Source organism: Streptomyces sp. NPDC006516, from assembly GCF_040611875.1.
Lineage (GTDB): Bacteria > Actinomycetota > Actinomycetes > Streptomycetales > Streptomycetaceae > Streptomyces.
In genome coordinates, this window is the sequence record NZ_JBEXPD010000001.1 from 22,296 (window position 1) to 37,945 (window position 15,650).

Below are 15,650 nucleotides of genomic sequence, written 5' to 3' on the forward strand. Positions count from 1 at the left end.
CGTCGTCGTTTACACCTACGTCACGCAACGGCGCGCGACAGGAGCCAGAGGACATGCAGACCAAGCTGGACGAAGCCAAGGCCGAGCTGCTCGCACGAGCGGCCCGGGTAGCTGACAACAGTCCGGGCGGTGGTGTCGGTGGCCCGGGAGGCGGCCTCCGGGTACACCTTGCCGAAGCAGGGACCGGAGCCGGGACCGGCAGCGAAGCGGCGGACGGCACCGAGGCCGCCCAGGGTGAGCCGTCGGCCCGGGAGATGCTGCTCGCCTATTTCCAGCGCTACTACCTGCACACCGCTCCGGAGGACATCACCGACCGCGACCCGGTCGACGTCTTCGGCGCCGCTTCGTCGCACTACCGGCTCGCCGAGAGCCGTCCCCAGGGCACCGCGAACGTCCGGGTGCACACCCCGACCGTGGAGGAGAACGGCTGGACGAGCAGCCACTCCGTCGTCGAGGTCGTCACCGACGACATGCCCTTCCTGGTCGACTCGGTCACCAACGAGCTGTCCCGGCAGGGCCGTGGCATCCACCTGGTGATCCACCCGCAGGTCGTGGTCCGCCGCGATGTCACCGGCAAGCTGATCGAGGTGCTTGCCGAGGACCGCCCCCGGCGCGACGGCACCACGGGCGCCAAGGGCCGCAAGGAGGCCAGGGCCGACCTGCCGCACGACGCGCTCGTCGAGTCGTGGATCCACGTCGAGATCGACCGGGAGACGGACCGTGCGGACCTGAAGCAGATCACCGCCGATCTGCTCCGCGTCCTGTCCGACGTACGGGAGACCGTCGAGGACTGGGACAAGATGCGCGACGCCGCGCTGCGGATCGCCGAGGACCTTCCCTCGGAGCCGCTCGACGAGCTGGCCGACGAGGAGGTCGAGGAGGCCCGTGAACTGCTGCGCTGGCTCGCCGCCGACCACTTCACGTTCCTCGGCTACCGCGAGTACGAGCTCCGCGACTCCGACGCGCTGACGGCCGTCCCCGGAACCGGCCTCGGCATCCTGCGCTCCGACCCGAAGCACAGCGAGGACGAGGCCCACCCGGTGAGCCCGTCCTTCGACCGGCTGCCCGCCGACGCCCGGGCCAAGGCCCGTGAGCACAAGCTCCTCATCCTGACGAAGGCCAACAGCAGGGCGACCGTGCACCGCCCCAGCTACCTCGACTACGTCGGCGTGAAGAAGTTCGACGCCGACGGCAACGTCATCGGTGAGCGGCGCTTCCTCGGTCTCTTCTCGTCCGCCGCGTACACCGAGTCGGTGCGCCGGGTGCCCGTGGTGCGGCGCAAGGTCGCCGAGGTGCTGGAAGGGGCGGGCTTCACGCCCAACAGCCACGACGGCCGTGACCTCCTCCAGATCCTGGAGACCTACCCGCGTGACGAGCTGTTCCAGACCCCCGTCGACCAGCTGCGCTCCATCGTCACCTCCGTGCTGTACCTCCAGGAGCGCCGCCGGCTGCGGCTCTACCTCCGCCAGGACGAGTACGGGCGCTACTACTCGGCCCTCGTCTACCTCCCGCGCGACCGCTACACCACCGGGGTGCGGCTCCGCCTGATCGACATCCTCAAGGAGGAACTGGGCGGCACCAGCGTCGACTTCACGGCCTGGAACACGGAGTCGATCCTCTCCCGGCTGCACTTCGTCGTCCGGGTCCCGCCGGGCACCGAGCTCCCGCACCTCACCGACGCCGACGCGGACCGCATCGAGGGGCGCCTCGTCGAGGCCGCCCGCTCCTGGTCCGACGGCTTCCAGGAGGCACTCAACGCGGAGTGCGGCGAGGAGCGCGCCGCCGAACTCATGCGCCGTTACGGGCAGTCCTTCCCCGAGGGCTACAAGGCGGACCACTCACCGCGTGCCGCCGTGGCCGACCTGGTGCACCTCGAAGCGCTCAAGAGCGAGCCCAAGGACTTCGCGCTGAGCCTGTACGAGCCGGTCGGCGCGGGCCCCGCCGAGCGCCGGTTCAAGATCTACCGGACCGGCGAGCAGGTCTCGCTCTCCGCCGTGCTCCCCGCGCTCCAGCGGCTCGGCGTCGAGGTCGTCGACGAGCGGCCGTACGAGCTGCGCTGCGCCGACCGCACGCACGCCTGGATCTACGACTTCGGGCTGCGCCTGCCCAAGAAGGCCACGGGCAACGGCGACTACCTCGCCGACGACGCCCGGGACCGCTTCCAGGAGGCCTTCGCGGCCATCTGGACCGGCGAGGCCGAGAACGACGGCTTCAACTCCCTCGTCCTGGGCGCCGGCCTCGACTGGCGTCAGGCCATGGTGCTGCGCGCCTACGCGAAGTACCTGCGCCAGGCGGGTTCGACCTTCAGCCAGGACTACATGGAGGACACCCTCCGCAACAACGTCCACACCACACGGCTGCTCGTCTCCCTCTTCGAGGCCCGGATGTCCCCGGCCCGGCAGAAGGCCGGTACGGAACTGACCGACGGGCTGCTGGAGGAGCTGGACGGGGCCCTCGACCAGGTCGCTTCACTGGACGAGGACCGGATCCTGCGGTCGTTCCTCACCGTCATCAAGGCCACGCTGCGGACGAACTACTTCCAGCTGGCCGACGACCACGAGCCGCACAACTACGTCTCGATGAAGTTCGACCCGCAGGCCATCCCCGATCTCCCGGCACCGCGCCCGGCGTTCGAGATCTGGGTCTACTCGCCGCGCGTCGAGGGTGTCCACCTGCGCTTCGGGAAGGTCGCGCGTGGCGGGCTGCGCTGGTCGGACCGGCGCGAGGACTTCCGTACGGAGATCCTCGGTCTGGTCAAGGCGCAGATGGTCAAGAACACGGTGATCGTGCCGGTGGGGGCCAAGGGCGGCTTCGTCGCCAAGCAGCTGCCCGACCCGGCTGTGGACCGTGACGCCTGGCTCGCCGAGGGCATCGCCTGCTACAAGATCTTCATCTCGGCGCTGCTCGACATCACCGACAACATGGTGACGGGGGAGGTCGTCCACCCCGCCGAAGTCGTCCGGCACGACGAGGACGACACCTACCTCGTGGTCGCAGCCGACAAGGGGACCGCGAGCTTCTCCGACATCGCCAACGACGTCGCCGTCGCGTACGGCTTCTGGCTGGGCGACGCCTTCGCGTCCGGCGGCTCGGCCGGCTACGACCACAAGGGCATGGGCATCACCGCCCGCGGTGCCTGGGAGTCCGTGAAGCGGCACTTCCGCGAACTGGGCCACGACACCCAGACGGAGGACTTCACCGTCGTCGGCGTCGGCGACATGTCCGGTGACGTGTTCGGCAACGGGATGCTGCTCTCCGAGCACATCAGGCTGGTTGCCGCCTTCGACCACCGGCACATCTTCATCGACCCGGAGCCGGACGCCGCCACCTCGTACGCCGAGCGGCGCCGGCTGTTCGATCTGCCGCGCAGTTCCTGGGCGGACTACAGCACGGACCTGCTGTCCGCCGGTGGTGGCATCCACCCGCGTTCCGCCAAGTCGATCCCGATCAACTCGCACATCCGCGCGGCGCTCGGCATCGAGGCCAAGGTCACGAAGATGACGCCCGCCGAGCTGATGCAGGCCATCCTCAAGGCGCCGGTCGACCTCGTGTGGAACGGCGGCATCGGCACCTACATCAAGTCCTCGGCCGAGTCGAACGCCGACGTCGGTGACAAGGCGAACGACGCGATCCGGGTGAACGGCGCGGACCTGCGGGCCCGTGTCGTCGGTGAGGGCGGCAACCTCGGGGCGACCCAGCTCGGCCGCATCGAGTTCGCGCGGGCGGGCGGCCGGATCAACACCGACGCCATCGACAACAGCGCCGGTGTGGACACCTCCGACCACGAGGTGAACATCAAGATCCTGCTCAACGGTCTCGTCAGGGACGGCGACCTGACGGTGAAGCAGCGCAACAAGGTGCTCGCGGAGATGACCGACGAGGTCGGCCGGCTCGTGCTGCGCAACAACTACGCGCAGAACATCGCGCTCGCCAACGCCTGTGCCCAGGCGCCTTCGCTCCTCCACGCCCACCAGCGCTTCATGCGCAGGCTCGGCCGCGAGGGGCACCTGGACCGGGCGCTGGAGTTCCTGCCGAACGACCGCCAGATCCGCGAGCTGCTGAACCACGGCAAGGGCCTCAGCCAGCCCGAACTGGCCGTGCTGCTCGCCTACACCAAGATCACGGCGGCGGAGGAGCTGATCACCACCAGCCTGCCGGACGACGCGCACCTGCAGAAGCTGGTGCACGCCTACTTCCCCGAGCAACTGAGCAAGCGGTTCCCCGAGGCGGTCGACGGGCACGCGCTGCGCCGCGAGATCATCACGACGGTGCTGGTCAACGACACGGTCAACACCGGTGGCTCGACGTTCCTGCACCGGCTCCGCGAGGAGACCGGGGCGTCGCTGGAGGAGATCGTGCGGGCGCAGTACGCCGCCCGTGAGATCTTCGGCCTGTCGGACGTGTGGGACGCCGTGGAGGCGCTCGACAACACGGTCGCCGCCGATGTGCTGACCCGGATCAGGCTGCACTCGCGCCGGCTCGTAGAGCGCGGCTCGCGCTGGCTGCTCGGCAACCGCCCGCAGCCGGTCGGGATCGCGGAGACCGTCGCGTTCTTCCGCGACGGCGTCGAGCGTGTCTGGAACGAGCTGCCCAAGCTGCTCAAGGGTGCCGACGCCGAGTGGTACGGGTCGATCCTCGACGAGCTCACCTCGGTGGGGGTCCCCGAGGACCTGGCGATCCGGGTGGCCGGATTCTCCTCGGCCTTCCCGGCGCTCGACATCGTGGCGATCGCCGACCGTACGGACAAGGACCCGCTGGCGGTCGCCGAGGTGTACTACGACCTCGCCGACCGGCTGGGGATCACCCAGCTGATGGACCGGATCATCGAGCTGCCGCGGGCCGACCGCTGGCAGTCCATGGCCCGCGCCTCCATCCGCGAGGACCTGTACGCCGCGCACGCCGCGCTCACCTCGGACGTGCTGTCCGTCGGCAACGGGGCGTCGTCGCCGGAGCAGCGGTTCACGGCGTGGGAGGAGAAGAACGCGGCGATCCTGGCGCGCTCGCGCTCCACCCTGGAGGAGATCCGCAGCTCGGAGGCCTTCGACCTGGCGAACCTGTCGGTGGCCATGCGGACCATGCGGACGCTGCTGCGTACGCACGCCTGACCCGCGGAGCGGCCTGACGGGCCGCGACACACAGCCGTCCGCCGGACGGGCCCGACTCGGCCCGTCCGGCGGACGGCTTTCCCGGCTTTCCCGGCAGGTGCCGGTTCACGGGTTCACTTCTTGGGCTTCTTGGGCTTCACGGGCCCGGTGAACTCCTCGTACGCGGCCACGACCTCCTTGGCGGGCCCGTCCATCCGCAGCGTCCCCGCCTCGAGCCAGATCGCCCGGTCGCAGGTCTCGGTGATGGACCTGTTGCTGTGGCTGACGAGGAAGACCGTGCCGGCCTCCTCGCGGAGTTCCATGATCCGGTCCTTGCTGCGCCGCTGGAACTTCGCGTCGCCCGTGGAGAGCGCCTCGTCGATGAGCAGGACGTCGTGGCTCTTCGCGGCAGCGATGGAGAAACGCAGCCTGGCTCCCATGCCGGAGGAGTAGGTGCGCATCGGCAGGGTGATGAAGTCGCCCTTCTCGTTGATACCGGAGAAGTCGACGATGTCCTGGTAGCGCTCGCGGATCTGCTCGCGGGTCATGCCCATGGCCAGGCCGCCGAGCACGACGTTGCGCTCCCCGGTCAGGTCGCTCATCAGGGCCGCGTTGACGCCGAGGAGCGAGGGCTGGCCCTGGGTGTGCACGCGGCCCTTCGACGGGGGCAGCAGGCCCGCGATCGCCTTGAGGAGCGTGGACTTCCCGGATCCGTTGGAGCCGATCAGGCCGATGGCCTCGCCCTTGTACGCGGCGAAGCTCACGCCCTTCACGGCGTGCACCTGGCGTGCGCCCCGCGGCTGGCGGCGCGAGACGATCCGGTTCAGGGCGGAGGTGGCACTCCCGCGCCCGGTGCGGGCGCCGTTGACCGTGTAGGTGATGTGGACGTCGTCGACGACGACGGTGGGCACGCGCGATTCGGGGGTGTCAGCCACGTCCGTACCTCTCCTCTGCCTTCCAGAAGTAGACGAATCCGCCGATGCCGCAGAGGAGCGCCCAGCCGGTCGCGACGGCCCACACGTGCGGGGGCAGTTGCGCGCCGGTGAAGCTGTCGATCAGGGCGTAGCGCATCAGGTCGATGTAGACGGCGGCGGGATTGCATTCGAGGGCCAGCAGGACGAGACGCGGCACCCGGTCGGCGGTGAGCAGGGTGTCGAGGCTCCACATGACGCCGGAGGCGTACATCCAGGTCCGCAGGACGAAGGGCGTCAGCTGGGCGATGTCGGGGGTCTTGGCGGCCAGCCGGGCCATGACCATGGAGACGCCGGTGTTGAACAGGGCCTGCAGGGCGAGCGCCGGGATCGCCAGCAGCCAGGAGGGCCGCGGGTACTGGCCGAACACCAGCAGGATCATGAAGAGCGCGCCGAGGGAGAACATCAGCTGCTGGAGCTGCTGGAGGGCCAGGGCGATGGGGAGGGACGCGCGGGGGAAGTGCAGGGCCCTGACGAGTCCGGTGTTGCCGCTGATCGCCCGGGTGCCGGCGGTGATCGAGCTCGAGGTGAAGGTCCAGATGAAGACGCCGGTGACGAGGAAGGGCACGTAGTCGGGGACTCCGTGCTTGGTGTTCATCAGGACACCGAAGATGAAGTAGTAGACCGTCGCGTTGAGCAGCGGGGTCATGATCTGCCAGATCTGGCCCAGCTTCGCCTGGCTGTACTGCGCGGTCAGCTTGGCCGTGGCGAACGCCGTGATGAAGTGCCTCCGCCCCCAGAGCTGCTTGACGTACGCACCGAGCGTCGGGCGGGCCCCGCTGACGGTCAGTCCGTGGCGCGCGGCGAGAGCGGCCAGCTCGCCTGGTTCGTACACGGGGAGGAGGGCGGGAGATGCGGTGTCCACCGGGGCCGGCGGGGCTGCTGTCTGGCTCACCACGATCGCTTTCGACGGGGGCGGGAGGAACAGGGCGAACAGGCGGGTCTCGATGGGACGGCACCGTATCGTCGCAACGCTGAGACTAGGACGTTTGTACGTCGCAACGCAACCGTTTCGTCGTTACGGTCTATCATTCGGGCCATGACCACCGAACGGCGAACCGGGCGCCGCACCCCGGCAGGTGCCGCGGTGCTGCGCGAGGACGTGACCGACGCGATCCGCGGCGCCGTCTTCGAGGAGCTGGCCGCCGTGGGATTCGCGCGGATGTCGATCGAGGGCATCGCCAGGCGGGCGGGGGTGGGCAAGACCGCCGTCTACCGCCGCTGGAAGTCCAAGCTCCACCTGGTCCTGGACCTGGTCGCCGCCGTGGCCGCCCAGGGCATGCCGGCGCCCGCGACCGGTTCGCTGTACGGCGATGTGCGCGCGGTGCTCGAACTGGCCGCGTACGCCCTGCGGCATCCCGTGGCCTCGCAGGTGATCCCTGATCTGCTGGTCGAGGCGGCCCGTAACCCGGAGATCTCCGGCATGATCAAGGCGGCGCTGCTCGACCAGCAGCAGGGCGTGGCCGCCGTGGTCGTGCGGGCGGCGGTGGAACGGGGGGAGCTGCCGCAGGGCAGTGATCCGGACCGGGCGCTCGACCTGATCGTCGGCCCGCTCTACTGGCGCCTGGTCGTGGTCCGGGGCGATCTGCCGAAGGGGTACCTGGACGACCTCGCGGCCTCGGCCGTCCGGGCGCTCAAGGCCTGACGGGGCGCGGCCGCGAGGGTCGCGACGACGCGCCCGGGGCGGTCCGTGCCGTGTCCCGCCCCGAGCACGCGTGCCGCACGTGCCGTGCGTGACTACCCGCTGTGCACGATCTGGATCAGGTTGCCGCAGGTGTCGTCCAGAACCGCGGTCGTGACAGGACCCGTCTCCACGGGGTCCTGGGCGAAGCGCACCCCGAGCGCGCGCAGCCGCTCGTACTCCGCCGGCACGTCGTCGACGGCGAAGGAAGCGGCCGGGATGCCGTCCCTGACCAGCGCCGTCTTGTACGGCTTCACCGCGGGGTGGCCGTCGGGTTCCAGCAGCAGTTCCGTCCCTTCGGGGTCTTCCGGCGAGACGACCGTCAGCCATCGGGCCGCGCCGAGCGGGATCTCGTGCTTCTTCACGAAGCCCAGCACGTCGGTGTAGAAGCGCAGGGCCTTGTCCTGGTCGTCGACGAACACGCTGGACAGGTGGATCCTCATGAGGTGCTCTCCGGTTGTGGGGTCGGGCCACCGCGCCGCGATGCTCCGGAGCGGTTCGGTGCCCAGGCTGCCTGCCGGGGCGCGATCGTGCCATCGGCCGGACGGTGCCCCTCAGTCTCTTGTTCGGACGAAAGGCCCTCAGCCGTCACCGCCCCGGGCGAGCAGCCGGTCCACGACCCGGCGGGCGGCCCCGCCGTCCGCCGGGCCGCAGTGGTCACGGCGGAAGGCCGCGTACGCCTTTGCGTGCGGCGCCGTGGCCCCGGGCAGGTCACGCAGGGCCTGGGCCACCTCCTCGGTGGTGGCGAGCAGAGGACCGGGAGCGCGGGCCTCGAAGTCCAGGCAGAAGCCGCGCACGGTGTCCCTGTAGTGCTCCAGGTCGTAGGTGTGGAACAGCATCGGACGGCCGGTGTGCGCGAAGTCGAAGGCCAGCCCCGAGTAGTCCGTGACCAGCACGTCCGCGATCAGCAGCAGTTCCGCCGTGTCCGGGTGTGCGGACACGTCGCGCAGGGAGGCGTGCGCCGGCACACTGCCGGTCACCCGGGGGTGCCTGCGGACCAGCACGGTGGTACGCGCGTCGAGCGAGCGGGCCAGCGCCGGCAGGCCGAGCGCGGGATCCCAGCGGTACAGCGGTGCCGAGCCGGGGGGAACGCTGCCCGGCGGGTGCGCGAGATGGTCCCGGTACGTCGGCGCGTACAGCACGACGCGGTGGCCGTCAGGGACGGCCAGCTGCCGGCGTACGCGCTCGGCCGTCCTGTCCCGGTCCGGTGCGTACAGCAGGTCGGTGGCCGGGGAGCCCGCCTCCAGCACCTCGCCGTCGTACCCGAGGGCGCGCCGCAGGTGCGGAGTGGCGAACGTGCCGGGGGAGACCAGCACCGACCACTGGGCGGAGCGGTGCGCCAGCGTGGCGAGGTACTGGTGGTCCGCGTACAGCGAGCCTTCGAGGTCCAGCCCGAACCGGCCGAGCGGAGTGTCGTGCCAGGTCTGGATCACCGTCTGGCCCGGCCTGCGTTCGAACCAGACGGGCAGCGGGCCGGCCGCGACGATGTGACGGGCCCGCGCCAGTGCCTCGTACCAGGCGGTGCCGTGCGCCACGACCGGCACGGCCGTGGACGGGACGCGGCCCGCGTCTCCCGCCGACCCGTCGGTGACCCAGAGCTGCTCCGCACCCGTGCTCCGGCGCACGAGTTCGGCGTGCACGGCGCGCGGTGAGCCTTCTCCCGTGCAGAGCACGGCGTCCCGCAGCGGCAGCTTCCGCTGCGTCGGGTAGTGCGCCGTCCGCAGACGGGCCTGGCGGTACGCGCTCCGCTCGGCATCCCCGAGCGCGGGCGCGCAGTGCAGGGTCAGCCGGTCGCCGTGACGGCGGTCGAGCCGGAACCGCGCCCCGGCGGCGGCCATGGGCAGGCGTGCGGCGAACGCCGCCCCCACGCGTACGGTCCGGCCGTCGAGCAGCACCTCCCACTCGCCCTCGCATGGTGGCTGGGTGAGGACGGCGGCGAACCCGCCCTCCCTGCCCTCGACGGGGACGGACACCGCCTCGCCGAGCGCGCTGTGGCGCAGGACCAGGGGCCCCGCAGCGGTCGCGCGGACGTCGAGGCGCAGCCCGCCGTCCGGAGCGGGCCCTGCGCCCTCCACGAACGGTTCGCCGGTCACCTCCACCACCAGCCGGCCCGCCGGGTCCGCGAAGGCCGGCGGCGGCAGGTCCGGGGCGGCGGCGAGCGGTACGCGGGTGCCGTCGGCGGCCTGGAGCGCCACCAGCCAGCGGTCACCGGCACGCCCGGCCGGCCCGCCGGGCTCCACGGGGCCGGCGGACTTCGTGGCCGCGACCCTGTCGGCGGCGGTCCCGGTGGTCCCGGTGGTCTCGGTGGTCTCGGTGGTCTCGGTGGTCTCGGTGGTCCCGGCGGTCCACGCGGCGAGCGCCGACAGCGGGATCCGGGCACCGAAGGCGGCGGGAGTGGCGAAGCCGGTGGAGCTCACCGGGCAGAGGTGCTCCGCGGCCCCGTCGCGGGTCAGCACGAGAGCCGTGGGCCTGCTCCCGCCGTACAGCCGCCCGGTGAGTTCCAGGGTGCCGGAGGAACCGCCGTCGTGGGCCACCGCCAGCGCGGGCAGGTGGGTCACGGTCAGTTCGAGCCGCCCGTCCCGGTAGCCGAGCACCGCGCGCCGTCCTCCGCCCAGGTCGTGGACGAGCGGTTGCGCCGCACCCGCCTCCACGGCGCGCAGGGCCGCCCGCCGTACGACGCCGTGCCCGGCCACCACCACGCCCACCAGCCAGCGGCCCTGCCCCAGCCGCCCGGGGTCCAGGACCATCTCGAAACCCGCGTGGTCGTAACAGTGCCTCTCCTGGCCGGAGTCCGCGGTGGGCCGGTCCGTCCGTACCGTGCGGACAGGCGCCGCCCGCAGCCGCCGGCCTCCCGCCTCCCGCAGGAGGCCCGCCTTCAGGGACTGCCGGGCCGAGGACGCCGGGAGGTTGCGGATGTACGCGTACCCGCGCAGCCGCAGCTTGCCGTCCTCGCCCCAGGACGACTCCACCGCCCGTGCCACGGCGGGGAGATCGCCGCGGCCCAGGCGCGCCGACACGCCCCGGCCTGCCGTGATCCCGGGGTGCGTGGCGCGCCGCCGACCCGGCGGCCCTTCCACGGTGAATGTGCCCGCGCCGTTGGCCCGTTCGAATTCCAGGACGGCCAGCAGCTCGCCGAGCCTGCGCTCCCGCACCAGCCGCCAGCGGATGCGTGCCTCGGCCGGCAGACCGGTCAGTGCCGCTTCGCCCGCACGGTCCAGGAAGGCGCCCGCGTCCTCCATGAACGCCGACCGGTAGGCGGGGCCGCCCATCGGCAGTCCCTCCAGGAAGTACACGAAGTCGTCCCGCAGGCACGAGGTGTCGTAGCGCAGCCGCTGCTCGGGATCGCGGCCCGCCAGGAACGCGCTGACCTGCTCGCACGCCGCGATACGGTCGCGTACGCCACGGACGTCCGTACGCCGCCGGGTGATCGAACCCTCCCGCACCCGCCAGTGGTAGACGTGCCGGTGCAGCACGTCCACCGATCCGGCGAGATAGTGCGCCGGGATCATGACGGGGGTGTCCTCGTACAGCTTGCCCACCGGGAACGTGAAGGAGTGCCGGTCCCAGAAGGAGCGGCGGAACACCTTGTTCCAGGCCACGCGGTCGGCCAGCAGCCGGGCGTCGCGGGTGATGTGGGTGCGCGGGCGGTCGCCGGTCAGCCAGCGGTACTGCCAGGCCTGCTGCCTGCCCTGGTCGTTCAGGCGCCACACGTTGCCCGTCACCAGGTCGGAGCCGGTCGACTCCAGGGATGCCAGCATCCTTTCGTACGCGTCGGGAACGACGACGTCGTCGCTGTCGGCGAACGCCAGGTACGGGACGCCCGGGGTCGTGTGGGCGATCCCCGTGTTCCGGGCGGCGCTCAGTCCCGCGTTGGACTGGCGGACGCAGCGGAAGCGGTCGTCCCGCGCCGCGAAGTCCCGCGCGATCCGGCTGCTCCCGTCCGTGGAGCCGTCGTCGACGAGCACCACCTCGATGTCGGCGAGGGACTGGCCGGCCAACGACAGGAGGCACTCCTCCAGGTAGTCCTCGACGTTGTGCACGGGGACGACGACGCTGAGGAGTGGCTTCATGTACGGCTCAACCCGGGGAAGCGCCGTGGGTCACGCCGTTGACCCGAACGGGTGAAGACGCGTAGGGCGGGCCGCCCGGTCCGCACTACGCTCGGCTGCCATGCTTCTCAGTGTCGTCGTGACCGCCCACCGTGTTCAGGGGTATCTCAGACAGGCCCTGGAGTCGGTGACGGGGCAGGCGGACGCGGGGGACTGCGAGCTGATCGCCGTCGCCGCACCGGAGGGGGGCCTGGACCTCGACATCGCACGGGAGTTCGCGGCGCGCGATCCCCGGGTGCGGGTGCTGCCGGCGGACCGCCCCTGGGACAGGGGGGCAGCCCGGAACGCGGGTGCGGCGGCGGCGCGGGGGGCCTACCTGCTCTTCCTCGACGGGGACGACCTGCTCCTGCCGGGCGCGGCGGCGGAGATCGCCGCGCACCTGGCCCCGGGTCCGGCGGGTCCACGCGCACCAGGCCTCACCCACCGCCCGCCCGACGTACTGCGCCTGGGGCACGACGAGCTCGACCCGTGGGGTGGTACACAGCCGGGCGACGCCCTCACGTACGCCCGGAACCACATCTTCCGCCGTGCCTTCTGGGAGACCCACGCCCTCCGCTTCACCGAGGGCCCCTATGACGACGTCGTGCCCGTGCACCGCGCGGTGTTCCTCGCGGCGGACACCGGCACGCTCGGCACGCTCGACCGGATCTGCGTGCGCCACAGGCTGCGCCGCACCGGTACGCCCGCCACGGCCCGGGGCCGCGCGCACTTCGCCGTCATCGGGGCGTACGAGCGGCTGACCGCCGAGACCGGCGGTGACCCGCGCGTCGCCGCCGCGCGCACCGCACATCTGACCGCCGTGCTCTCCGACCCCGGCCGGATCGCCCCCGGGGACCGCGCCGCCTTCTTCCGCGCCGCCGGGCTGCCCGGCCGGTACACCGCGTACCGCGCCCGCGACGCCGTCCGCGCCGGGCGCACCCGCGCGCGGAGCGCCGCGCGCGCGGGCCGGAAGTCGCTGCGCGCCCGGGTCATGCGGGCGGCCTACCGCGCCGACCTGCACCGCCCGCTGGACCCCTGCCTCGCCGTCTACGGGGCCTACTGGAACCGTGGTGTCGCCTGCAATCCCGCCGCCGTCTACGCCAAGGCCCGCGAGCTCGTCCCGCACATCCGCGGCGTGTGGGTCGTCTCCTCCCGCCACCTCGACCGGATGCCGCCGGACGTCCCGTACGTCATCGAGGGCTCCCGCGCCTACTGGCGGACCATGGCCACCGCGACGTACCTCGTCAACAACTCCAGCTTCCCGGGCGGCTTCACCAAACGTCCCGGCCAGGTCTACCTCCAGACCCACCACGGGACGCCGCTGAAGACCATGGGCCTGGACCAGCGCCCCTACCCGGCCCTCACGGGCGGCGTCAGCTTCGAACGGATCGTCGCCCACGCCGACCAGTGGGACTTCAGCCTCTCCGCCAACCCGCACAGCACCGAGGTCTGGGACCGGGTCTATCCCTCGTCGTACGAGCACCTGCCCTACGGCTACCCGCGCAACGACCTCCTGTGCGCCGCGACCGGGGAGCGGTCCGCGAAGATCAGGGCGGAGCTCGGCATCGCGCCCGGGGCGACCGTACTGCTGTACGCGCCGACCCACCGCGACTACCGCAGGGGCTTCCTCCCCCGGCTCGACCTGGAGGGCCTCGCCGCCGGACTCGGCCCGGACTGGGTGCTGCTGGTGCGGGCCCACTACTTCTACGGGCGTTCCTCGGGCACGGCGGCCGGGGACCGGGTCATCGACGTCACCGGGCATCGAAGCGTCGAGGAACTCTGCCTGGCCTCCGACGCGTTGATCACCGACTACTCCTCCCTGATGTTCGACTACGCCTGCCTGGACCGCCCCGTCATCACCTACGCGCCCGACTGGGAGGCCTACCGCGCGTCCCGGGGCACCTACTTCGACCTGCTGTCAGGGCGCCCCGGTGAGACCCCGGGGGCGGTCGCCACCACCGAGGCCGGGCTGCGCGAGGTGCTGCGGAGCGGCGCGTGGCGGGCGCCGGAGGCCGAGGCGCTGCGCGCCGCGTTCCGCGCCCGCTTCTGCCCGTACGACGACGGGCGGGCGGCCGAGCGGGTGGTGCGACGGGTCTTCCGCGTGCCGGCGGACTGAACTCCGGGGTCACCCGTACGGGGCCGACCCCTCCGCATCCCGCCGTCGTTGTGCTCAACAGCGCGCGCACACGGCAACGTTGGGAGAAGCTCATGCACCGGTCCGCCTACGAGCAGATGCAGCTCTGCATCGAGGAGTACCTGCCGAAGACCCGCAGGCACCGTGTGGTGGACCTGGGATCGCGGATCTCCGGGAAACAGACCCGCACCCACCGGGGCCTGCTCGCGGACCACGACATCGACTACTTCGGGGTCGACGTCCTCGACGGCCCCAACGTCGACGCCGTCATGACCCGGCCCTACCGGATCCCCGCGAAGTCCCGCAGCGCCGATGTGGTGCTGTCCGGCCAGGCGTTCGAGCACATCCCCTTCTTCTGGGTGTCGATGCTGGAGATCGCCCGGGTGCTCAAGCCCGGGGGCCACGCCTTCATCACCGCTCCCTCGCGCGGCCACGTCCACGACGCGCAGGACTGCTGGCGCTACTACCCCGACGGCTTCCGGGCGATGGCCGCCCACTCGGGGCTCGAACTCCGCGAGGCGTACACGGACTTCCCGCCCTCCAAGGGCATCTGGCACGACTACCGGTCCATCGACGCCAAGGCCGCCTACTGGGGCGACTCCGTCGGCGTCTTCCGCAGGCCGGCGCGCTATCCGCGGCTGACCATGTTCGCGGTGCGGGAGACGGCGGTGTGGTGGGCCAACCGGGTGGGCGGAGTGGAGCGGGTGCCCCTTCCGCGCCCGCTGGACGGCCGGGAGCTGTGCGGACGCCCGGACACCCGTACGGCGCCATCAACGACAGGTTGACGAAAGATGACATGAGCCGCATAACGCGCGTACTGTCCCGCCCCATGGCTTGGCGCAACGCCGTCAACGGCGTCCTTCAGCAACTCACCGGATACCAGCTCAGGCGCGCGACCCTGCCCGCTCCCCGGTCCGCCCCCGCCGCCGTGCCCGCGGCGGCGCCGAAGCCGCCCGCCCGGACGGGCGCGGCGAAGAGGCCGCCCCAGCTCCCCGTGGACTACGACGACGAGGCGAAGGACATCATCCGTGCGGTCAAGCCGTACACGATGACCTCTCCGGAGCGGCTCAACGCCTTCGTGCTCGCCACCCGGCACGTCGTGAAGCACGGCATCCCCGGCGACATCGTCGAGTGCGGTGTGTGGCGCGGCGGTTCCATGCAGGCCTGCGCGAAGACGCTGCTCTCGCTCGGCGCGACCGACCGTGACCTGTACCTCTTCGACACGTACGAGGGCATGACCCCGCCCACCGCCGAGGACCTGCGGCGTGACGGCAGGCCGGCCCGGGAACTGCTGGACGCCCAGGGCAAGGACCGGCCGATCTGGGCCGTGGCCTCGCTGGAGGACGTACAGGCCGGGTTCGAGCAGGTGCCGTACCCGAAGGACCGGGTGCACTACGTGCGGGGCAAGGTGGAGGACACCGTTCCGGAGCAGGCACCGGAGCAGATCTCCATCCTCCGGCTGGACACCGACTGGTACGCCTCGACCAAGCACGAACTCCAGCACCTGTACGGCCGTCTGGTCAGCGGAGGGGTCCTGCTGATCGACGACTACGGCTACTGGCAGGGTTCGCGTCAGGCCGTCGACGAGTTCCTGGAGGAGACCGGGGAACGGCTCCTGCTGCTGCGCATGGACGAGGGCCGTATCGCCGTCAAGCCCTGAGCGATCGGCCCCCGTTGATGAGCCCCGTGCCT

At 71.7% G+C, this 15,650-nt stretch carries 9 protein-coding genes; 5 read left to right on the forward strand and 4 right to left on the reverse strand.

What is annotated here, in order from left to right:
• Positions 1-53 precede the first annotated feature (53 nt).
• A complete protein-coding gene (locus tag ABZY45_RS00105; RefSeq protein WP_356734459.1) occupies positions 54-5,105 on the forward strand; it encodes an NAD-glutamate dehydrogenase in 5,052 nt (1,683 codons plus the stop codon).
• 113 nt (positions 5,106-5,218) lie between these two features.
• Here ABZY45_RS00105 and ABZY45_RS00110 read toward each other — a convergent pair whose 3' ends face one another.
• Positions 5,219-6,019 carry an ABC transporter ATP-binding protein gene (locus ABZY45_RS00110; protein ID WP_356734461.1) on the reverse strand — a complete coding sequence of 267 codons (801 nt, stop codon included), beginning with the start codon at positions 6,017-6,019 and terminating at the stop codon, positions 5,219-5,221.
• Positions 6,012-6,953 carry an ABC transporter permease gene (locus ABZY45_RS00115; RefSeq protein WP_356734463.1) on the reverse strand — a complete coding sequence of 314 codons (942 nt, stop codon included), beginning with the start codon at positions 6,951-6,953 and terminating at the stop codon, positions 6,012-6,014. Before ABZY45_RS00115 ends, ABZY45_RS00110 begins: the two co-directional genes overlap by 8 nt.
• A gap of 141 nt (positions 6,954-7,094) precedes the next feature.
• On the opposite strand from ABZY45_RS00115, the gene ABZY45_RS00120 reads away from it, so the two are divergent.
• Complete coding sequence (locus ABZY45_RS00120; RefSeq protein ID WP_356734465.1) at positions 7,095-7,700, forward strand: TetR/AcrR family transcriptional regulator; 606 nt, start codon at positions 7,095-7,097, stop codon at positions 7,698-7,700.
• A gap of 92 nt (positions 7,701-7,792) precedes the next feature.
• Here the strand turns inward: ABZY45_RS00120 and ABZY45_RS00125 are convergent, their stop codons facing one another.
• Complete coding sequence (locus ABZY45_RS00125; protein WP_356734467.1) at positions 7,793-8,179, reverse strand: VOC family protein; 387 nt, start codon at positions 8,177-8,179, stop codon at positions 7,793-7,795.
• 138 nt (positions 8,180-8,317) lie between these two features.
• A complete protein-coding gene (locus tag ABZY45_RS00130; RefSeq protein WP_356734469.1) occupies positions 8,318-11,806 on the reverse strand; it encodes a CDP-glycerol glycerophosphotransferase family protein in 3,489 nt (1,162 codons plus the stop codon).
• A gap of 100 nt (positions 11,807-11,906) precedes the next feature.
• Between ABZY45_RS00130 and ABZY45_RS00135 the strand changes: the two genes are divergently transcribed.
• From ABZY45_RS00135 to ABZY45_RS00145, 3 genes are all read left to right on the forward strand, one after another.
• Positions 11,907-13,940 carry a CDP-glycerol glycerophosphotransferase family protein gene (locus ABZY45_RS00135; RefSeq protein WP_356734471.1) on the forward strand — a complete coding sequence of 678 codons (2,034 nt, stop codon included), beginning with the start codon at positions 11,907-11,909 and terminating at the stop codon, positions 13,938-13,940.
• A 92-nt stretch (positions 13,941-14,032) separates the two neighbouring features.
• Positions 14,033-14,743 (forward strand): methyltransferase domain-containing protein, encoded by a 711-nt coding sequence (locus tag ABZY45_RS00140; RefSeq protein ID WP_356734473.1) that lies wholly within the window; start codon positions 14,033-14,035, stop codon positions 14,741-14,743.
• Positions 14,744-14,754: 11 nt separating this feature from the next.
• Positions 14,755-15,618 carry a TylF/MycF/NovP-related O-methyltransferase gene (locus tag ABZY45_RS00145; RefSeq protein ID WP_356734475.1) on the forward strand — a complete coding sequence of 288 codons (864 nt, stop codon included), beginning with the start codon at positions 14,755-14,757 and terminating at the stop codon, positions 15,616-15,618.
• Positions 15,619-15,650 lie beyond the last annotated feature (32 nt).

Excerpts from the sequence above, each read along its gene's own strand:
- ABZY45_RS00105 (WP_356734459.1), top strand. The coding sequence starts at position 54 with ATGCAGACCAAGCTGGACGAAGCCAAGGCCGAGCTGCTCGCACGAGCG.
- ABZY45_RS00120 (WP_356734465.1), top strand. The coding sequence starts at position 7,095 with ATGACCACCGAACGGCGAACCGGGCGCCGCACCCCGGCAGGTGCCGCG.
- ABZY45_RS00125 (WP_356734467.1), bottom strand. The coding sequence starts at position 8,179 with ATGAGGATCCACCTGTCCAGCGTGTTCGTCGACGACCAGGACAAGGCC.
- ABZY45_RS00130 (WP_356734469.1), bottom strand. The coding sequence starts at position 11,806 with ATGAAGCCACTCCTCAGCGTCGTCGTCCCCGTGCACAACGTCGAGGAC.
- ABZY45_RS00135 (WP_356734471.1), top strand. The coding sequence starts at position 11,907 with ATGCTTCTCAGTGTCGTCGTGACCGCCCACCGTGTTCAGGGGTATCTC.
- ABZY45_RS00140 (WP_356734473.1), top strand. The coding sequence starts at position 14,033 with ATGCACCGGTCCGCCTACGAGCAGATGCAGCTCTGCATCGAGGAGTAC.
- ABZY45_RS00145 (WP_356734475.1), top strand. The coding sequence starts at position 14,755 with ATGAGCCGCATAACGCGCGTACTGTCCCGCCCCATGGCTTGGCGCAAC.